Consider the following 18586-nt stretch of genomic DNA (forward strand, 5'->3'; position numbering starts at 1 on the left):
TGCTTCCTCTCGACAGGTGTTCCGTGCAGTCGTTCGGTGCAATCGATTACTGCCCTTCGTACCAACTCACCCCGCCATGACGGAACCCCCCTCGGGCACATCGCTCCGGATGGAAGGTGCCTCAGGCCCGTGGTACGTCGCTCACCCGAGAACCTGGCGGTAGACCGCGAGCGTCCGCTCGGCGACGGCCTCCCAGGAGAAGTAGTCCTCGGCACGACGGCGCCCGGCCGCCCCCATGCGGGCCGCACGGGAGGGGTCGGTCGCGACGGCGGTGAGCGCCGCCGCGAGGTCCCGTTCGAAGGTCTCGGGGTCCAGCGGCGTGCCGGTTCCGTCGTCGGCCTGCTCGAGCGGCACGAGGGTGCCCGTCACGCCGTGGTCGACGACCTCGGGGATCCCGCCGGTCGCCGAGGCGACGACCGGCAGCCCGACCGCCATCGCCTCGAGGTTGACGATGCCCAGCGGCTCGTACACGGACGGGCAGACGAACACGGTGCTGGCGGCCAGCACGGCGATCAGCTCGGGCCGGGGCAGCATCTCGGAGATCCACACCACCCCGCCACGCCGCGTCTCCAGGTCCTCGACCAGGGTGGTGACCTCGGCGGCGATCTCGGGCGTGTCCGGCGCGCCGGCGCACAGCACGAGCTGAACCTCCGGCGGCAGGTGCTCGGCGGCGCGCAGCAGGTGCGGAAGGCCCTTCTGACGCGTGATCCGGCCGACGAAGACGACCGTCGGCCGGTCGGGGTCGATGCCGAGCCGGGACACTGTGGCCGCCGCGGCCTCCATCTCCTCCCCCGTCGTCGGCCGCTGCCAGCCGTCCAGGTCGATCCCGTTGTGCACCACGTGCACCTTGGCCGGGTCCACCTGCGGGTAGGACCGCAGGATGTCCGCCTGCATGCCGGCCGAGACCGCCACGACGGCGGCCGCCTGCTCGTACGCGGTCCGCTCGGCCCAGCCGGACAGCGCGTAGCCGCCGCCGAGCTGCTCCGCCTTCCACGGGCGCAGCGGCTCCAGCGAGTGGGCGGTCAGCACGTGCGGCACGTCGTGCAGCAGGCCGCCGAGAGTGCCGGCGAGATTCGCGTACCAGGTGTGGGAGTGCACGAGGTCGGTCCCGTCGAGGTCCGCCGCGATGGCCAGGTCGACCCCGAACGTCCGCAGCGCGGCGTTGGCGCCCTCGAGCTCGTGCAGCTCCCGGTAGCCGGTGACGGCGACGTCTCCGGTCTGCTCGCGCGGTCCGTCGAAGGCGTGGACCCGCACGTCGACGTGGCGCCGCAGCTCGCGCGCCAGCTCCGTCACGTGCACCCCGGCCCCGCCGTAGACGTGGGGTGGGTACTCCCTGGTGAGGAGGTCGACCCGCATGCTGGCACTCCCGTCTCGTCGGTCTCGGCGATCCGGCCACCAGCATGCCGTGGTGGCGGGCGGGTGGACACCTCTAAGGTCTGCCACATGAGGGCGTCCCCGAGAGTGCTCGCGATCGTACTGGCCGGCGGCGAGGGCAAGCGGCTCATGCCGCTCACCGCAGACCGGGCCAAGCCCGCGGTCCCGTTCGGCGGGATCTACCGCCTCATCGACTTCGCCCTGTCGAACATCGTCAACTCCGGCTACCTGCGGGTCGTCGTGCTGACCCAGTACAAGTCGCACAGCCTCGACCGGCACATCTCGGTCACCTGGCGCATGTCCACGCTGCTCGGCAACTACGTCACCCCCGTGCCGGCCCAGCAACGGGTGGGGAAGAACTGGTACCTCGGCAGCGCCGACGCGATCTACCAGTCGCTCAACCTCATCGACGACGAGAAGCCGGACATCGTGGTCATCGTCGGCGCGGACAACATCTACCGGATGGACTTCTCCCAGATGGTGGAGCAGCACATCGACAGCGGCTTCCCGCTCACCGTCGCCGGGATCCGGCAGCCGCTGTCCCTCGCCGACCAGTTCGGCGTCATCGAGGCGGACGCGGTGAACCCGCAGAAGATCGGCCGGTTCCTGGAGAAGCCCAGGGAAGCCGTGCCCTTGGCCGACTCGCCCGAGGAGGTCCTGGCCTCCATGGGCAACTACGTCCTCGACGCCGACGCCCTGGTGGAGGCGGTCACCGCGGACGCGCAGGACGAGTCCTCGGCCCACGACATGGGCGGGTCGATCGTGCCGCGTTTCGTGGCGGACGGGGCCGCGGGCCTGTACGACTTCACGTTCAACGACGTGCCGGGCTCCACCGACCGGGACCGGAACTACTGGCGTGACGTCGGGACCGTGGACGCCTACTTCGAGGCGAACCAGGACCTCATCTCCGTCTACCCGGTCTTCAACCTCTACAACGACTCGTGGCCGCTGTTCACCGGGTACACCGGCCTGCCGCCCGCGAAGTTCGTCTACGCGCACCGCGAGCGGATCGGTCACGCCATGGACTCGCTGGTCTCGCCCGGGGTGATCGTCTCCGGCGGCGAGGTCGTGGACTCGGTGGTCTCCCCCGGCACGCGGGTGAACTCGTGGTCCTCGGTGCGCGACTCGGTGCTCTTCGACGGCGTGGACGTGGGCCGCAACGCCGTCGTCGAGCGCGCGATCCTCGACAAGAACGTGCAGGTACAGCCCGGGGCGAGGGTCGGGGTGGACAAGGAGCACGACGTCGCACGCGGCCTGACGGTGACCCCTGGCGGCATCACGGTGGTCCCCAAGGGTTGGACGGTCTCTAGGTGACGCTCCGGGTCGGCCTCATCTCGCCGCGTCCGGTCCCCGAGTCGCTGCTCGCCCACGCCTCCGACGTCGTCGCCCGGACCGCGGGCGCCGTTCGTGTGGCCGACACGTCGCGGGACGGCTGGTACGGCGTCGCGCTGACGGGCCCGACGGCGGACCGCGTGGCGGCGGACGCGATGCTCGCCGAGCTGCGCGGTCCGGCGACGGCGCTCGGCGTCGACGTCGCGGTCACCGGCGGGGCCCTGGCCGCCGAGGGGCCCGGGCTCGTGGTCAGCGACGTCGACTCCACGCTCATCACGGCCGAGGTGATCGAGCTCCTGGCGGAGCACGCCGGCACCCGGGACCAGGTGGCGGCGGTCACCGAGCGGGCGATGCGCGGCGAGCTCGACTTCGCTGCGAGCCTCCGGGAACGGGTGGCCACCCTGGCGGGGCTGGACGCCGCCGTGCTCTCGGACGTGCGGGAGGCGGTCGAGCTGACGGCGGGTGCGCGGGAGCTGGTCGCGGCGGTGCACGCCGCCGGTGGCACGTTCGGCGTGGTCTCGGGCGGTTTCGCGGAGATCGTCGAGCCGCTGGCGGCCGGACTGGGCGTCGAGCACGTGGTGGCGAACCGGCTCGAGGTCTCCGGCGGGCGCCTGACCGGGCGCACGGTGGGACCGGTCGTGGACCGCGACGCGAAGGAGCACCACCTGCGGCGGTGGGCCGCGGCCGACGGCGTGCCGCTGGAACGCGTGGTGGCGATCGGTGACGGCGCGAACGATCTGGCGATGCTCGGTGCGGCCGGGCTGGGCGTGGCGTTCTGCGCGAAGCCGGTCGTCGTCGAGCAGGCCGACGCCGCGCTCGGCTTCCCCCGTCTCGACGCCGTGCTGGGGCTGCTCGGACGGTAGCGACGGGCGCGCTCAGCGGCTCGGTTCGAGCTGCTCCAGGAACATCTCCGGCGGCACCTGTGCCGGTGCCTGCTCGGTGCGGTCCGGTGCGGGGCGCGCCGGCGTCGTCGTGCCGGCCTCGCGGGCGGTGTGCTCGCGCTCGCGCCGGGCCCAGAGCTCCATGTCATACCGGTCGTAGCACATGGCGACCTCCTCCTCGGCACTGTCGATTGTGCGCCTCTCGGGCGCCGACCGCCAGGGCTGCGGCGGGGCTACTCGCCCGGCCGGACGATCTGCCGCAGGTGCGCCCCCGACCGGTCGAGCTGCGCCCACGGATGCGGCACGTCGAGCACGCACGCGGTCGCGGTCGGGATGCCGAGGCTGACCTGGCTGGCCAGGTCGTCGCGGGTGTCGTGCAGCACGAACGCGGTGCCGGACATGGTCGGTTCGTGCCCGACGACGAGCACCGAGCGGACGTCGCCGTCCACCTCACGCAGCAGCTCGAGAAGGTCTCCCGGGCCGGCCTGGTACAGCTCGTCGCGGACCTCGTGGCTGTGCACGGAGAGGTGGTGCGCCAGCAGCTCGTAGGTCTCCGTGGTCCGCAGCGCCGAGGAGACCAGCGCGAGGTCGACGCCGCCGAGAGCGGCGAGCTGCGGGCCGACGGCGGCCGCCTGGCGCCTCCCGCGCGCGGTCAGTGGGCGGCGCACGTCGCCGCTGTCACCCGCGGGCTCGGCCTTGGCGTGCCGCAGCAGGACGAGCGTCCTGGGCCCGGCCACCGCCATCACACCCCCATGGCGTGGACGCCGCCGTCCACGTGGACGATCTCGGCCGTCGTCCGCGGGAACCAGTCAGAGCACAGCGCCACGACGGCGCGTGCGGTGGGCTCGGCGTCGCCGACGTCCCAGCCGAGCGGGGCACGCTCGCCCCACCCGCCCTCGACCTGCTCGAACCCCGGGATCGAGGTGGCGGCCGTGGTCTTCACCGGGCCGGCCGAGACGAGGTTGACCCGGATGCCGTCCGGCCCGAGGTCACGAGCGAGATAGCGCGCCGTCGACTCGAACGCGGCCTTGGCCACGCCCATCCAGTCGTAGACGGGCCACGCGAAGCTCGCGTCGAACGTCAGGCCGACGATCGCCGACCCCTCGGCCATGAGCGGCTTGGCCGCAACCGCGAGCGCCTTGAGGGAGTAGGCCGAGACGTGCAGCCCGGTGGCGACGTCCGGCCACTCCCCCGCGAGGAAGTTCCCGCCCATCACCGACTGTGGTGCGAAGCCGATCGAGTGGACGACCGCGTCGAGCCGGTCGACGTGCTCACCGACACGCTCCGCGAGGGCTGCCAGGTCGTCGTCGCTCTGCACGTCCAGCTGGACCACCGGCGCCGGCTGCGGCAGGCGGCGTGCGGTGACCTCGGTGAGCCGGAACTGCCGGCCGAATGAGGTGAGCACCACCTCGGCCCCCTGCTCCTGGGCGAGCCGGGCCACGTGGAACGCGATCGAGTTGTCCTTCAGGACCCCCGTCACGAGGATCTTCTTGCCTTCGAGCAGTCCCATCGGTCTCCTTCTCGCGATCGCTCTGGCTGGGGTGCTTGCGGCGGAGGTGTCAGTGCCCCATGCCGAGGCCGCCGTCGACCGGGATGACGGCTCCGGAGATGTACGCCGCCCCGGGTGAGGCGAGGAACTCCACGGCGGCGGCGACGTCCTGGACCGCGCCGAAGCGGCCGGCGGGGATCGCCGCGAGGTAGGTCTCCTGCTGCTTCTCCGGCAGGGCCTGGGTCATGGCCGTGTCGATGAACCCGGGGGCGACGACGTTCGCGGTGATGCCCCGTCCCCCCAGCTCGCGGGTGATGGAGCGTGCCATGCCGACCAGGCCGGCCTTCGAGGCCGAGTAGTTCACCTGGCCCGGCCCCCCGTACAGCCCGACGACGGAGGAGATCAGCACGATCCGCCCCCGTCGTGCGCGGATCATGCCCTTGGCGGCTCGGCGCGCGACACGGAACGCGCCGGCGAGATTGGTGTCCAGGACGGTCTCGAAGTCCTCGTCGCTCATCCGCATGAGGAGCTGGTCGCGGGTGACGCCGGCGTTCGCGACGACGACCTCGACCGGCCCGTGCTGCTCCTCGATCTCGCTGAACGCCGCGTCGACGGCCGCGGTGTCCCGCACATCGGCGACGACGCCGTGCACGCCGTCCGGCAGGTCGCCGGACCGATAGAGGGTGGCGACGGTGTCGCCCGCGGCCACGAATCGCTCCGCGATCGCGCGGCCGATCCCCCGGTTCGCGCCGGTGACCAGCACGGTGCGAGCGCCGTCGGTCCGGTCTGTCACGGACATCTCCCCTTCGTCGTCAGGTTACTGAGGGGAAACCGTAGCCGAGCGGTGTGTGCGCGGTCGAAAACGGCCGGGGCGCCCGCCCGCCGGAGGGAGCTGCGATGTGCGGACGCGAGGAGACCTGGTGGCGGCGTAGCCTGGGGAAGGTGAGGATCACCCGCCACCCAGGCGGACGAAGGGGGCGGAACGAGGTCGTCTCGATCACCTCCGCCCCGCGCCCGCTGTCCCAGGACGTGCACGACCGCACCGTGCGCTACCTGTTCTCCATGGGCCTGCGCACGGCGTGCTTCCTGCTGATGCTCGTCGTCCCGGGCTGGTGGAAGGTGGCCTGTGTGGCCGCGGCCGTGATCCTCCCGGCCGTGGCGGTGATCCTCGCCAACGCCGGGCGGGAGAAGACGGAGGTCCCGCAGAGCATGGTGCCCCCGGAGCCGGGCCTGCCGCCGGAGCGGCAGCTCGGGTACGACCCGACCTCGGAGTACCTACGGTGAGCCTGTTCCCCGCGCAGGACGAGGACCTGCGGTGCAGCGCGAAGGGTTGTTCTGCCGACGCGGTGCACGCTCTGCTGTGGAACAACCCTCGCCTGCACACCGCCGCACGGCGCAAGGTCTGGCTCGCCTGCGAGGACCATCGCGAGCACCTCTCCCGCTTCCTCGGGGACCGGTCCCTCCTGCGTGACGTCATCGCCGTCGACGAGCTGGACGAGACGCACGGGTGAGCGGCCGTCTGGGGTTCCTCAGGACGCCGCGCTGGCTGGGGCTGGGGGCCGCGGCGCTGGCCTTCGCGGCCCTGTGCGTGCTCCTCGGGCTGTGGCAGTGGAGCCGGTTCGAGGACGAGCTGGCCCAGGCGCGGCAGGTCGAGGCGGCGTTCGACGCGCCCGCGGCGCCGCTGCCGGACGTGCTGGGCACGGACCCGATGGTGCGGCCCCAGGATGAGTGGCGCCGCGTCCAGGTCACCGGCCGGTACGTCCCGGACGCCACCCTCCTGCTGCGGAACCGCCCGGAGGACGGCACCCCCGCCGCGCACCTGGTGACGCCGTTCGTCGCCGACACCCCGCAGGGACCGCTCGTGGTGGTCGTGGACCGCGGGTGGCTGCCGACCGAGACCGTCGACGCCGGCGCGGTCCCGCAGGCCCCGCGCGCCGGGATCGCCCTGACCGCGCGGCTGCGCCAGGCCGAGGAGCCGATCGACCGGGACCCGCCCCCGGGGCAGGTGTACACGCTCGACCCGGACGGTGTGCTCGCCGCGGCCGGCGTCCCGGACCTGGGCGCGGACGCCGTCGTGCTGGAGGGGTACGTGGCCGCAACCCGGGAGCTGCCTGCCCCGGGCGGGCAGTTCGAGGCGGCCGAGCCGTTGGGCGGCTACGACCGGCCCGAGTCGCGCTGGGGCGTCAACCTGTCCTACGCGATCCAGTGGTGGCTCTTCGCCGTGGGCGCCCCGGTGGCCCTGGTGGTGCTGGCCCGGCGCGAGGCGGCCGAGGGCGAGCCGGCGCCGTCCGGTCGACGGCGTCCGAGCGCCGAGGAGGAAGAGGACGCCCTCATCGACGCCCAGCTCAGGCGAGGGTGACGAGCTCCATGTAGTGCTCGTTCCACAGGTCCTCGTCCGCGTCGGGCAGCAGCAGCACCCGCTCCGGGTCGAGTGCCTGGACGGCGCCCTCGTCGTGCGTGACGAGCACGACCGCGCCCTGGAAGGAGCGCAGGGCGGCGAGGATCTCCTCGCGGCTGGCCGGGTCGAGGTTGTTGGTCGGCTCGTCCAGCAGCAGCACGTTCGCCGCGGAGACCACGAGCACCGCGAGCGCCAGGCGCGTCTTCTCCCCGCCGGAGAGGACCTTCGCGGGCTTGTCGGCATCCTCGCCGGAGAACAGGAATGACCCGAGCACGGACCGCACGCCGGTGTCGTCCAGGTCCGGAGCCGCGCTGCGCAGGTTCTCCACGACCGTGCGGTCGAGGTCGAGCGTCTCGTGCTCCTGGGCGTAATAGCCGATCTTCAGGCCGTGCCCGGGCACCACCTCGCCGGTGTCGGGCTCCTCGATCCCGCCCAGCAGCCGCAGCAGCGTGGTCTTGCCGGCACCGTTCAGGCCGAGGACGACGACGCGCGAGCCGCGGTCGACGGCGAGGTCGACGTCGGTGAACACCTCGAGCGACCCGTAGGACTTGCTCAGGCCGTGCGCCGTCAGCGGGGTGCGCCCGCACGGGGCCGGGTCCGGGAAGCGGAGGGCGGCGACCTTGTCGGAGCGGCGCTCCTCCTCGAGGCCGGCGAGCAGACGCTCGGCGCGGCGGGCCATGTTCTGCGCGGCGACCGCCTTGGTGGCCTTGGCGCGCATCTTGTCGGCCTGCGCCATGAGCGCGCCGGCCTTCTTCTCGGCGTTGGCGCGTTCCCGACGTCGGCGCCGCTCGTCGGTCTCCCGCTGCTTGACGTAGGCGTCCCAGCCCATGGTGTACACGTCGAGCACCGACCGGTTCGCGTCCAGGTACCAGACGTGGTTGACGACCTCGCGGAGCAGCTCGACGTCGTGGGAGATGATCACCAGCCCGCCCAAGTAGCTGCGCAGGTACTCCCGGAGCCACACGATCGAGTCGTGGTCCAGGTGGTTGGTCGGCTCGTCCAGCAGGAGGGTCTCGCTGCCGGAGAACAGGATCCGGGCGAGCTCGACGCGGCGCCGCTGCCCTCCGGAGAGCGTCTCCAGCGGCTGGTCGAGGACGCGCTGCGGCAGGCCCAGGTGGGAGGTGATGGTCGCCGCCTCCGCCTCGGCGGCCCACCCACCCTGCGCGGTGAACTCGGCGTCGAGCCTGACGTACCGCTCCATCGCCTTCTGCTGCTTCTCGCCCTCCGCGGTCGACATGGCCTCCTCGGCCTTGCGGATGCGGCGCAGGATCTGATCGATGTCACGGGCGGAGAGCACCCGGTCGCGGGCGGTGACCTGCAGGTCACCGGTGCGCGGGTCCTGCGGGAGGTATCCGATCTCGCCCGTGCGGACGATCCGGCCGCTGTGCTGGATGACCGACGCCGTCTCCTCCTGCCCGGACAGCAGCTTCGTCAGCGTGGTCTTGCCGGCGCCGTTGCGACCGACCAGCCCGATCCGCATCCCGGAGTCGATCCGCAGGCTCGCCTCGTGCAGCAGCTCGCGGGCGCCGATGCGCACGGAGATGTCGTGGGCGGTGATCATGGAACCTCAGAACGTGACGACTCGGGGCGCGTCTCGGCCGCCGTCGGGGGCGGGCGCCCGGACGATTCTAGGCCCGCTGACCGGCCGGACCGCGGCGATTTTCCTCACGCACCCCCGCCGCTTCCGCCATGCGGGACGTCATCCGTGGGCTGAGACCGCCGCTGCTAGCGTGCCCGCGACCGTGAGTCGATGCCGACAGGGAGTGGTCAGTGAAGATCGACGCGTTCTGCCATCTCATCCCGCCCGCGTACGCGGAGCGGTTCTTCGCCATCGACGACAGCCCGGCGTTGAAGAACCTGCAGGAGCGGACGCGGAACATCCCCGCGCTGACGGACCTGGACGTCCGCTTCCGGCAGATGGACGAGTTCGGCGACTACCGTCAGATCATCAACCTCACCGCCCCCGCGGTCGAGGATGTGGGCCCGCCCGAGCGCACCGCGGAGATGGCGAGGATCGCGAACGACGGTCTGGCCCAGCTGGTGGCGGACCACCCGGACCGGTTCGCCGGGTTCTGCGCCGCGGTCTCGCTGGACGACCCGGAGCGCGCGACTGAGGAGGCGCGGTACGCCTTCGACGAGCTCGGTGCCGTCGGGGTGCAGGTCTACTGCCACGTGCACGGCCGGCCGATGGACGACCCGCGCCTCGACGTCTTCTGGGAGTACGTGGCCTCCCGCGAGAAGGTCATCCAGGTCCACCCCAACCGGAACTCCTCCTGGGCGGACTACCCCACCGAGGAGCGCTCGAAGTTCGAGATCTGGTGGACGCTCGGCTGGGAGTACGACCTGGCGACCTTCATGGCCCGGATGGTCTTCTCCGGCGCGTTCGAGAAGTGGCCCGGCATCAAGATCCTCATGCACCACGCCGGGGCGATGATCCCCCACTTCGCCGGGCGGGTCGGGCCGGGCTGGGACCAGCTCGGCGCGCGTACCCCGCCGGAGCAGCGGGAGGACATCACCGGCTACCCGCTGACGAGGCGGCCGATCGACTACTTCCAGCAGTTCTACGTCGACACCGCGATGTTCGGCGCCGGTGACGCGCTCGGCACCTCGATCCGGTTCTTCGGCACCGACCGGGTGCTGTTCGCCTCCGACAGCCCGTACGACCCCGAGAAGGGCCCGGGCTACATCCGCGCCACCATCGCCAACCTCGAGCACGACGTCGACCTCAGCGACGCCGAGCGAGAGGCCGTCTACCGCGGCAACGCCACGGCCCTCTTCGGACTGTGAGGATCGGACTGTGAGGAGCACAGACATGCGACGACGCACGAGCACGATCGCCCTGACGGCCTGCGCGGCGCTCGCCCTGGCCGCCTGCGGCGGCGGGTCCGGCGGCGAGGGCACCGGCGGTGGCGGTGAGGGCGAGGGCGGCGGCCCGCGTGCGATCACCGTCGCCGAGACGAACGGCATGCCGTCGCTGTTCCTGACCTACGGCGTCCAGGAGGGCTACTTCGAGGAGCAGGGCCTCGACGTCGAGGTCAGCACCCAGATGGGTGGGTCCGCGGCTGTCCCGGCGCTGATGAGCGGAGAGATCGAGGCGGCCGGCTCCAACGTGGTCTCGCTGCTCCTCGCCGGTAGCCAAGGACTGCCGCTGTCGATCGTCGCCGCGGGCACGTCCGCGGCGCAGGACAGCGAGGAGGACTTCTCCGGCCTGGTGGTTCCCGCGGACAGCGACATCGCCGGGCCGCAGGACCTCTCCGGCGCCCGGATCGGGGTCAACACGCTCGAGAACATCAACGAGGTCGTCATCGGCAACGTGCTGGAGGCCGAGGGCCTCAGCCTGGAGGACGTCGAGCTCGTCGAGCTGCCGTTCCCCGACATGCAGCCCGCCCTGGAGCGCGGCGACGTCGACGCCGCGGTGCTCATCGAGCCGTTCCTCACCACCGCCGTCTCGGACGGCATGACGGCCGTCGCCCGTCCCTACACCGCGCTGCGGCCCGGGCTGCAGATCGGCGCGTACGTGATGACGCAGGAGACAACCGAGACCGACCCCGAGCTCGTCTCGGACTTCCAGGCCGGTGTGCAGGCCACGGCGGACGCGATCGCCGAGGACCCGCAGGCGTTCCGGGACGCGTTGCCCGAGCTGGGCGACTTCGACCCGCAGATCGCCGCGGACCTCTCGCTGCCGGTGTGGCACGGCACGAACGACGAGGAGTCGCTGGCCCTCATCAACGAGAGCCTGGTGACCTACGGGATCCTGGACAGCGAGGTCGACCTGAGCACGCTGCTGTACGAGGAGTGAGGCGGGCGCGGGCCCGCTCGGGCGAAGCCCGTCTCGGCTAGCCCCACCGGAGATCCGCAGGCCACCGAAGCTGGACGCCGCGACGAGCGAGCAAGGACTGGAACTCCTCGAGCAACGCCGGCTCGGCGTGGACCGCGTGCGGCTCGGTCCCGCGCTCGAGGCAGAAGGCCGCGAGTGTGCCGGCCGCCTCGCCGACCGACCACTCGACGGGATGCAGCCGATAGCACCCGTTCGTGATCTGCGTGGTGCCGATGTTCTTGCAGGCGGGCAGCAGGTTGCGGACACGCTGCGGCACGAGCGCCCCGAGAGGGATCTCGAACGGCTGAGGTCGGTCGCCCGGATGACGACCGCTCACGGTCGAGGCGTGCCGGTCGATCCAGAAGTAGTGGCCGACGCCGACCGTGTCCGGGTATCTGGCTGCTCCGCGCTCACCCCGCAGAGTGAGGGAGACCTCCTGCTCGACGACCGTCTTCCGTGCGACGATGCGCCGCGACTCCCGGATGTACGGGTGCATGGCGAACCCGTCATCGGTACCGGCGACGTCCGCGCGCAGCCGGAGCCCGGGCCAGCCCGTCCCGCCGTCCGGCCGCGGCGCGTCGGTCTGGAGCCAGTACAGCAGCGATCGGCTGAGCTCCTTCGCCCGCACCCAGTGCTCGGCCGCGTCCGGGACGCCGAACAGGGCACCGCCGGCGTAGTCGTTCATCGGCCAGTTCACGATCGTGATGTCGCTGGGGTAGAACCCGTCCCGGAACTGTCGCCGTGCCGCGACCCGCCGATACGTCCACAGCTCGGGAGTCGGGCCCATGTTGCGATGGTCGGGGTCCACGGCGGACGGGTCGTCGTCCGGGTTGGGGGTCATCTGCCACACGCGCCGGGGACGTCCCGAGGGGTCGAGACCGTCCTCCCAGCCCATCAGGCGTCTCCCGTCGAGCTGGTGCGGGTGCCAGTCCCGGTAGTGCTCGTAGTCGGCCGGCCGGTCGATCGTGTGATCCTCACCCGCGAGGTGCTCCATCGCGAAGCACCACGTCACGCACTGCATGTCCGTGGGATCGGCCGTCTCGGCCGCGCTGGGCTCACCGGTCATCTGCTGCGACTCACGACCGGCGACGAACTCGATCCCGCCGAGCTCGAGCACGTCGCCGAGCTCGGTGGCGTCGAGGACGTAGGCCGCAGAGATGTCCGTGGAGGCCCCGTCGGCGGACACCACGCGGACACCGGTGACCCGGTCGCCGTCCGTCTCGACCACCTGGGGAGCCGTCTCCCGGAGCACCGTGAGACGACCCGCGCTGACGTACGGCAGCAGCAGCTCCTCGATGAGCGTCACGGCCACCCGCGGGTCGACGCTGATGGGGCTGACCCAGGCGGCGCCGGGGTTGAGATGCGGATCGTCGCGCGCGGCGTCGGTCAGCGGGAACCGCGTGCGGTAGAGGCCGCGCAGCCCGTCACGGAACGCCCGGTAGGAGCGGTTCGCCCCGTCCTTCTCGATGAACAGGTGCTCGTCGGTGGGGACGAGCTGGCTCGTCAGCTGCCCGCCCAGCCAGCGAGTCGGCTCCGTCATCACGACGCGCTGCCCCGACTCGAGTGCCGCGAGCGCGGCGGACACGCCCCCGAGGCCACCACCGATGACGGCGATGTCAGTCTGTATCTCCACGCTGGTCTCCCTGTCCCTTGAACGACCACGGCCCTGCCGGCTGACGAGGCCCGGAGGCGGCACCTCGGCGGCGGTCCGAGCCGCTGGATGCCGCCGTCATCCCTTGATCCCGCTACGGCTCAGCCCCTCGACGAACTGACGCTGGGCGAAGAGGAACACGACGAGCACCGGGATGATCGTCAGCGCGGTCGCGCCGATCTGGGTGCTGTACATGGGCTCGCCATAGCTGTCCCGGTACTGGGTGAGGCCCAGCCCGACCGTGAACATCTCCTGGCTGCGCAAGAAGATGAGCGGCTCGAAGTACATGTTGAACGAGCTGAGGAACTTCATGATCCCGACCGCGGCGATCGCAGGACCGGCGAGCGGGAGCGCGATCCGGCAGAAGATCCCCAGACGGCCCAGGCCGTCGAGCCGACCGGCCTCCTCCAGCTCGTCCGGCAAGGACAGGAAGAACTGGCGGAAGATGAAGACCCCGACCACGCACTGCGGTCCGAAGATCGGCACGACGATGAGCGGCCAGTGGGTGTCCATCAACCCGAGCTCGGCGACCCATCGGAAGATCGGGATGATCGTGACCTCCCCGGGGATCATCAGTGCCGAGATGAGGAGGAGGAAGAGCCCGGAGCGGAACGGGAACCGGATGCGCGCAAAGGCATAGCCGGCCAACGCGCAGACGACGATCGACACGGCGGTGACGATCACCGCGATGTAGAGCGAGTTGAGGTACTGACGCGCGAACGGCACGACCGTGAAGATCTGGGAGACGCCGTCGAGCGTCCATTGTTGCGGGAACAGGGTCGGCGGGACCGCGAAGATCTCGTTCACCGGCTTGAAGGCGGCGAACACCATCCAGATCGTCGGGTAGACGAACGGGGTCGACATGATCGCGAGCAGCACGTACAGCGCGGCCTTCACGAGCACCGGCCGCACAGCCCTGCGCCGGGGTGCCGGACGCGGCGCCCGCTCCGTCCGGCCGGTGGCCGCCACCGAACGCCGCTCGGCCAGCACCAGGCCGTCAGACTTCGTCATGGGCCCACCTCCGCCGCGACCACCACTGCAGAGCGGTGAGCCCCAGCGTGACGAGGAAGAGGAGCACACCGATCGCGGAGGCGTAGCCGAAGTCGTTCTGCCGGAACGCCGTCTGGTACAGCAGGTAGGAGATCACGGTCGTCGACCGGCCCGGGCCTCCTTCGGTGAGCACCTGGATGGGGACGAACACGTCCAGCGCCGCGATCATCGTGATGATCGATACGAGCAGGATCGTTGGCGTGATGAGCGGGATGGTGACGCGCCAGAACGAGCGCCACGCGCCGGCCCCGTCGATCCGGGCAGCCTCCTTGAGCTCCGACGGCACTCCCTGCAAGGCGGCGAGGAACAGGATCATGTTCATGCCGACCCCCTTGAACACCTGGATGACGACGACGGTCAGCAACGCCGTTCGAGGATCGCGCAGCCAGTTCGGCCCCTCGACGCCCAGGCCGAGGAGGAAGCCGTTGATCCCCCCGTTGGCGGCGACGAGGTACTCCCAGATCAGGACCCACGCGACGGCGGCCACCACCACTGGCGAGAAGAAGAAGGCGCGGAACGCCGTGATTCCGCGCAACCTCTGGTTGATGAGCACGGCGAGGACCATCGCCAGGGAGATGTTCATGACCATGAGCAGACCGGTGAACGCGAAGGTCGTTCCGAGCGATCCCCACACGACCTCGTCGCCGAGCAACCTCGCGAAGTTGTCCAGCCCCGACCAGGTGAAGATGCCGACGAGCGGGTTCCAGTCGTGCAGCGCGAACCAGATGACGAACCCGAACGGCACGAGTCCGAAGGCGAGCACCCCGAGGACCGCGGGGGACGCGAACGCGATCCCCACGGCGGCTTCCCACCGAGCGCGCCGGTGTGAGCCGGCGCCGCGCGGTGGCGTCGTGGCGGACGAGGTGTCCCCCGCCACGACGCTGTCAGTCGCGGTCATTGGCCGAGGCTCGGCTCGATCTGCGAGCACACATCCGTGAGCACCGCCTCGACGTCCGCGTCCGGCGTCCACATCGGATCCATGGCGGCGCGGATCGTGTCCACCATCCGGCTCAGGTTCGCGTGGCCGGGCTTGGTCGTGGCTTCGAGCGTCTGGTCGATCACGGTCCCTTGGATCTGCTCCTCGTTGAGCGCAGGGGCGGCCTCCGAGAGCGTCCCGACCTCGAGCAGGGAAGCACGCGGCGGCGGGAAGAACTGAGCGAGCTTCGCCGCATTCTCCGGGTTGGTGAAATAGGCGAGGAAGTGCGCAGCGATCTCCGGGTGCGCACTGTTCGCGACGACGCCGACGGCGCCCTGGCCGATCACCGGAACGGTTCCGGCGGGGCCGGCGGGAAGCGGCAGGAAGTCCCAGGCGAACGCGTCCGCGAACCCGGCAGAGAGACTGAGCTGGCCCATCATGAAGGCCGACTGACCCGACGTGAAGTCCGCGGTCTCACCGGGACCAGGTATCGCGTTCGTGTCGAACACCTGGGTGTGGAACCAGTCGTAGAACGCCGCGCTCTCGGGACTGGTGAACTCGCAGCGGGTGCCGTCCTCGCTCCACGGTCGTGCTCCCCAGGCGAGGGCGATCGGCCCCATCGAGTCGATGGGCGTGGCGTACGGGTCCTCGGCGGAGAAATGGAGCCCGGCGACGTCTTCACTCGCACTGGTCGCCGCGGCGACCTCGACCAGCTTGTCGTACGTCCAGTCCCCGGTGGACATGAGCTCGCGAGGATCGGGCTGGCCCGCGGCCTCGATCAGATCGAGATTCACGTAGATGCCGAACGGGCTTGTCGAGAAGGGGTAGGCGTAGATCGACTCCCCCTCGCTCCACAGCTCCATCGCGCCGGGCACGAGGTCCTCGACGTCGTAGCCCTCGGTCTCGGACAGGACGGGACCGAGGTCCGCGAAGACCCCGCTCTGCACGAACTCGGCGGCGTAGGCCTCGGACGCCCACATGAGGTCGGGCGACTCGCCGCCGGCGATCTGGGTGGTGACCGTCGGGACGTACTGGCCGGGTTCGACGATCCCGTCGAACTCGATGGAGCTCACGAGGTCGGGGTTCTCGGCGATGTAGGCGTCGGCGATCTCGGTGAAGATCGCCTGATGCTCTTCGTTGCTGCTCCACGTCGTCATCCGTAGGTCGACGGGCTCGGACGGCGTCCCGGCCGAGGGCTCGGTGGCTTCACCTTCTCCCGAGCACGCCGCCACCGCGGTGAGGCCGACCGTGCCCACCACGGCCGCTGCGAGCCGAACGGCCCGCCTCGTCATTGATCCAGACATCACGACTCCCTTGTGAGTGATGGAAGGCCGCCAGGTGCGGCCGCCATGGGTCAGGAACTGTCGCCGACGGTTCCGGCGTCGGTGGTCCCGTCCACCTCTGGCGCCCCGGCTACCGGAGCGAGCGCGACAGGTGCGCTCGTCGAGGCGCCCCGGACGAACTCGACGGGTACGACACGGGTGGCGGGCGGAAGCGGATGGGCGGCGCGGGCGACCGCCAGCAGCGCGTCGACGGCCGTCGCCCCGAGGGCGGTCCGGTCGACGCGGACCGTGGTGAGCCGTGGCTCGACGTGATCACCGAACTGGTCGTCGTAGCCGGCGACGGAGACGTGACCCGGCACGCTGAGCCCACGCCGTCGCAGGGCGCGTATGGCGCCGGCCGCCGCAGGATCGTTCGCGCAGAAGACCGCCGAGAACTGCGCTCCGTCGTCCAGGAGTCGCTCGACCGCCGTGGCGGCGCCGTCCACGCTCAGGTCGCACCGGGCGACCAGCGCCGGATCGACGGAGATGCCGCGGCGTTCCAGCGCGTGCCTGTACCCGAGCGTGCGCAGGCTGATCGAGTGGATGGCATCCGCGTCCGGTGCACCGGAGCGAGGCGGTCCACCGACGTAGGCGATACGCCGATGGCCGAGGCCGAGCAGGTGCTCCATGACCAAGAGGCTGCCGCCGAAGTTGTCGGAGTTCACGGAGACGATCGGCTCGCCCTCGATGGCGTTGTCGACCAGGACCAAGGACACGCCCATGTCACGGAGCTCGCGGATGCTCGCGTCGGGTGCCGGGCCGACCAGCAGCGCATGCTCAGGGGCCGACCCTCCCAGCTGCTCGGCGACGCTTCGGTCGTGGTCCAGACCGTGCAGCGCCCGGTAGGAGATCCGCGCGCCCGAGCGGCGGGCGTGCACCTCCGCACCCTTGAGGATCCCGGCCCAGAAGTAGTCGAGCTCGGGCCGCGCCTCATCGACGTCCCGCAGAACCGCAAGGAATGCGATCTCGGTCTCCGCACCGACGGTGCGGGCGCGCAGGCGCCGGTACCCGGTCTCCTCGACGGCGAGCAGGACGCGCTCGCGCATGTCGGCCGCGACGGAGGCCTCGTCGTTGAGCACTCGCGAGGCGGTGCCGACGGACACACCGGCGTGGGCCGCCACGTCGCGAATCGTCACTCGTTTCATGAACGCACATCCTGTATCGCGCTAGTTCACCGCAATTTCATGGCCATCCTGACACCCCTGGGCGATCCGCACAGGCGGTTCGGCCACTGAATCTCAGCGAAGCTCGGGAGCGGTGTCGGCAACCGCCTCCCGGAGCCCCCGCGCGGCGCTCCGCAGGGCCCGGGCCGCCGTGGGGAGGGCGCCGGCGGCGTTGCCGAAGGCGTGCACCAGGCCTTCTTCGACGACGAGCCGCGTCGGCACGCCGAGCGTGCGCAGACGCTCGGCGTAGGCGACGCCCTCGTCGTGCATGACGTCGAAGCCGGCGACCACGACGTGCGCGGGTGCGACTCCCGCCAGGTCGGCGTCTTCCGCCAGCAGCGGCGAGGCGTCCGGCTCGGCGGCCTCCGGGGGCGGGCCGGCCGCGCCGGGTGGCTCCGCACCCAGGTACAGGTCGCGGTAGACGTCGACGTCCGCGGCACCGAGCTGGTAGCCGGTGCCGAACAAGGCGTACGAGGGTCGGTGCCGGGTCATGTCCGTGCCCGGGTACAGCAGGAGCTGGGCGGCGGGTGCGCCCGAGCCGGGTGCGCCGCCCGCGCGGGTGTCGTCGCGGGTGCGGCGTGCCACGACGGCGGACAGGCAGCCGCCCGCGCTGTCGCCCGCGACCGCGACCGGCCGGCCCTGGGCGGCCGGGTGGTCCCGCACGGCGCGGAACGCGGCGACGGCGTCGGTCACGGCCGCCGGATACCGGTGCTCGGGGGCACGGCGGTAGTCGACCGCCACCACGTCGAACCCGGTCTCCAGCGCCAGGACCCGGCAGACGCCGTCGTGCGTCTCCAGGTCGCCCGTGACCCACCCGCCGCCGTGCAGGTAGACCACCACCCCGGGGGCGCGTCCCGGCGCGGGCCGGTACGCGCGCGCGGCGAGCGTGCCGTCGGGGCGCGGGAGGACCAGCTCGACCACCCGGTGCACCCGCGGACGCGCACCCACCAGTGCCGCCTGGACCGCGGTCCGTCGCCGCATGCCGGCCGCGTCGACAGGGGCTCCCGGGGGCCGCTCCGGGGCGGTGCCGAGCAGGCGCTGCGCGGCCTGGACGTCCACGGCGAGCGTCCGCCCGGCGACGACGCGCGGCGGTCCGGCCACCAGCCGCAGCACTGGCGCGGGAAGGCGCCCGAGGAGCCGGAGGGGCAGGCCGGCGGCACGCAGCAGCGCGAGCCGGGCCCAGGACGTCACGA

19 protein-coding genes are annotated in these 18586 nt (G+C 71.6%); 7 read left to right on the forward strand and 12 right to left on the reverse strand.

From position 1 onward, the window contains the following. Positions 1–141: 141 nt before the first annotated feature. Entirely contained in the window at positions 142–1356 is a 1215-nt protein-coding gene (gene glgA, locus ACFQQL_RS17445; protein WP_382396434.1) for a glycogen synthase, read from the reverse strand. An 87-nt stretch (positions 1357–1443) separates the two neighbouring features. On the opposite strand from glgA, the gene ACFQQL_RS17450 reads away from it, so the two are divergent. Next, positions 1444–2688 carry a glucose-1-phosphate adenylyltransferase gene (locus ACFQQL_RS17450; RefSeq protein WP_382396435.1) on the forward strand — a complete coding sequence of 415 codons (1245 nt, stop codon included), beginning with the start codon at positions 1444–1446 and terminating at the stop codon, positions 2686–2688. Positions 2689–2861: 173 nt separating this feature from the next. Next, positions 2862–3569, forward strand: a complete 708-nt coding sequence (gene serB, locus ACFQQL_RS17455) for a phosphoserine phosphatase SerB (protein WP_465254073.1) — start codon at positions 2862–2864, stop codon at positions 3567–3569. Positions 3570–3581: 12 nt separating this feature from the next. Here the strand turns inward: serB and ACFQQL_RS17460 are convergent, their stop codons facing one another. The 4 genes from ACFQQL_RS17460 to fabG all read right to left on the reverse strand — a co-directional run bounded on the left by ACFQQL_RS17460 (position 3582) and on the right by fabG (position 5875). Then, positions 3582–3752, reverse strand: coding sequence for a hypothetical protein (locus ACFQQL_RS17460; protein ID WP_382396437.1), 171 nt, complete (start codon positions 3750–3752; stop codon positions 3582–3584). Positions 3753–3820: 68 nt separating this feature from the next. Next, positions 3821–4330 (reverse strand): SixA phosphatase family protein, encoded by a 510-nt coding sequence (locus ACFQQL_RS17465; protein ID WP_382396438.1) that lies wholly within the window; start codon positions 4328–4330, stop codon positions 3821–3823. Further along, positions 4330–5097: an enoyl-ACP reductase FabI gene (gene fabI / locus ACFQQL_RS17470; RefSeq protein ID WP_382396439.1), complete on the reverse strand. Its 768-nt coding sequence runs from the start codon at positions 5095–5097 to the stop codon at positions 4330–4332. Before fabI ends, ACFQQL_RS17465 begins: the two co-directional genes overlap by 1 nt. Before the next feature lie 49 nt (positions 5098–5146). Next, complete coding sequence (fabG, locus tag ACFQQL_RS17475; protein WP_382396440.1) at positions 5147–5875, reverse strand: 3-oxoacyl-ACP reductase FabG; 729 nt, start codon at positions 5873–5875, stop codon at positions 5147–5149. 143 nt (positions 5876–6018) lie between these two features. On the opposite strand from fabG, the gene ACFQQL_RS17480 reads away from it, so the two are divergent. The 3 genes from ACFQQL_RS17480 to ACFQQL_RS17490 are packed head-to-tail and all read left to right on the forward strand — an operon-like array spanning position 6019 to position 7435. After that, complete coding sequence (locus ACFQQL_RS17480; protein WP_382396441.1) at positions 6019–6360, forward strand: DUF3099 domain-containing protein; 342 nt, start codon at positions 6019–6021, stop codon at positions 6358–6360. Continuing rightward, positions 6357–6587, forward strand: coding sequence for a hypothetical protein (locus tag ACFQQL_RS17485; RefSeq protein WP_382396442.1), 231 nt, complete (start codon positions 6357–6359; stop codon positions 6585–6587). The genes ACFQQL_RS17480 and ACFQQL_RS17485 overlap by 4 nt, the downstream gene beginning before the upstream one ends. Further along, positions 6584–7435, forward strand: coding sequence for an SURF1 family cytochrome oxidase biogenesis protein (locus tag ACFQQL_RS17490; protein WP_382396443.1), 852 nt, complete (start codon positions 6584–6586; stop codon positions 7433–7435). The genes ACFQQL_RS17485 and ACFQQL_RS17490 overlap by 4 nt, the downstream gene beginning before the upstream one ends. Here ACFQQL_RS17490 and ACFQQL_RS17495 read toward each other — a convergent pair. Then, entirely contained in the window at positions 7422–9035 is a 1614-nt protein-coding gene (locus tag ACFQQL_RS17495) for an ABC-F family ATP-binding cassette domain-containing protein (protein WP_382396444.1), read from the reverse strand. The genes ACFQQL_RS17490 and ACFQQL_RS17495 overlap by 14 nt on opposite strands. Before the next feature lie 209 nt (positions 9036–9244). Between ACFQQL_RS17495 and ACFQQL_RS17500 the strand changes: the two genes are divergently transcribed. Both ACFQQL_RS17500 and ACFQQL_RS17505 read left to right on the forward strand, forming a co-directional pair. Then, on the forward strand, positions 9245–10261 hold the full coding sequence (locus tag ACFQQL_RS17500) for an amidohydrolase family protein (protein ID WP_382396445.1): 1017 nt from the start codon (positions 9245–9247) through the stop codon (positions 10259–10261). 25 nt (positions 10262–10286) lie between these two features. Next, complete coding sequence (locus ACFQQL_RS17505; RefSeq protein ID WP_382396446.1) at positions 10287–11273, forward strand: ABC transporter substrate-binding protein; 987 nt, start codon at positions 10287–10289, stop codon at positions 11271–11273. Between the two features lie 37 nt (positions 11274–11310). Here the strand turns inward: ACFQQL_RS17505 and ACFQQL_RS17510 are convergent, their stop codons facing one another. The 6 genes from ACFQQL_RS17510 to ACFQQL_RS17535 all read right to left on the reverse strand — a co-directional run bounded on the left by ACFQQL_RS17510 (position 11311) and on the right by ACFQQL_RS17535 (position 18584). Continuing rightward, positions 11311–12918, reverse strand: a complete 1608-nt coding sequence (locus ACFQQL_RS17510) for an FAD-dependent oxidoreductase (RefSeq protein WP_465254074.1) — start codon at positions 12916–12918, stop codon at positions 11311–11313. Positions 12919–13020: 102 nt separating this feature from the next. Further along, complete coding sequence (locus ACFQQL_RS17515) at positions 13021–13953, reverse strand: carbohydrate ABC transporter permease (protein WP_382396448.1); 933 nt, start codon at positions 13951–13953, stop codon at positions 13021–13023. Then, on the reverse strand, positions 13940–14890 hold the full coding sequence (locus ACFQQL_RS17520; RefSeq protein WP_382396449.1) for a carbohydrate ABC transporter permease: 951 nt from the start codon (positions 14888–14890) through the stop codon (positions 13940–13942). The genes ACFQQL_RS17515 and ACFQQL_RS17520 overlap by 14 nt, the downstream gene beginning before the upstream one ends. Next, complete coding sequence (locus ACFQQL_RS17525) at positions 14887–16212, reverse strand: ABC transporter substrate-binding protein (protein ID WP_382396450.1); 1326 nt, start codon at positions 16210–16212, stop codon at positions 14887–14889. Before ACFQQL_RS17525 ends, ACFQQL_RS17520 begins: the two co-directional genes overlap by 4 nt. A 50-nt stretch (positions 16213–16262) precedes the next feature. Next, positions 16263–17351 carry a LacI family DNA-binding transcriptional regulator gene (locus ACFQQL_RS17530; RefSeq protein WP_382396451.1) on the reverse strand — a complete coding sequence of 363 codons (1089 nt, stop codon included), beginning with the start codon at positions 17349–17351 and terminating at the stop codon, positions 16263–16265. 117 nt (positions 17352–17468) lie between these two features. Next, entirely contained in the window at positions 17469–18584 is a 1116-nt protein-coding gene (locus ACFQQL_RS17535; protein WP_382396452.1) for an alpha/beta hydrolase, read from the reverse strand. Between the last annotated feature and the right edge of the window lie 2 nt (positions 18585–18586).

Origin of the sequence: Georgenia alba (genome assembly GCF_042665525.1) — a bacterium.
Lineage (GTDB): Bacteria > Actinomycetota > Actinomycetes > Actinomycetales > Actinomycetaceae > Allobogoriella > Allobogoriella alba.

Excerpts from the sequence above, each read along its gene's own strand:
- glgA (WP_382396434.1), bottom strand. The coding sequence starts at position 1,356 with ATGCGGGTCGACCTCCTCACCAGGGAGTACCCACCCCACGTCTACGGC.
- ACFQQL_RS17450 (WP_382396435.1), top strand. The coding sequence starts at position 1,444 with ATGAGGGCGTCCCCGAGAGTGCTCGCGATCGTACTGGCCGGCGGCGAG.
- serB (WP_465254073.1), top strand. The coding sequence starts at position 2,862 with ATGCTCGCCGAGCTGCGCGGTCCGGCGACGGCGCTCGGCGTCGACGTC.
- ACFQQL_RS17460 (WP_382396437.1), bottom strand. The coding sequence starts at position 3,752 with ATGTGCTACGACCGGTATGACATGGAGCTCTGGGCCCGGCGCGAGCGC.
- ACFQQL_RS17465 (WP_382396438.1), bottom strand. The coding sequence starts at position 4,330 with ATGGCGGTGGCCGGGCCCAGGACGCTCGTCCTGCTGCGGCACGCCAAG.
- fabI (WP_382396439.1), bottom strand. The coding sequence starts at position 5,097 with ATGGGACTGCTCGAAGGCAAGAAGATCCTCGTGACGGGGGTCCTGAAG.
- fabG (WP_382396440.1), bottom strand. The coding sequence starts at position 5,875 with ATGTCCGTGACAGACCGGACCGACGGCGCTCGCACCGTGCTGGTCACC.
- ACFQQL_RS17495 (WP_382396444.1), bottom strand. The coding sequence starts at position 9,035 with ATGATCACCGCCCACGACATCTCCGTGCGCATCGGCGCCCGCGAGCTG.
- ACFQQL_RS17505 (WP_382396446.1), top strand. The coding sequence starts at position 10,287 with ATGCGACGACGCACGAGCACGATCGCCCTGACGGCCTGCGCGGCGCTC.
- ACFQQL_RS17515 (WP_382396448.1), bottom strand. The coding sequence starts at position 13,953 with ATGACGAAGTCTGACGGCCTGGTGCTGGCCGAGCGGCGTTCGGTGGCG.
- ACFQQL_RS17520 (WP_382396449.1), bottom strand. The coding sequence starts at position 14,890 with ATGACCGCGACTGACAGCGTCGTGGCGGGGGACACCTCGTCCGCCACG.
- ACFQQL_RS17525 (WP_382396450.1), bottom strand. The coding sequence starts at position 16,212 with ATGTCTGGATCAATGACGAGGCGGGCCGTTCGGCTCGCAGCGGCCGTG.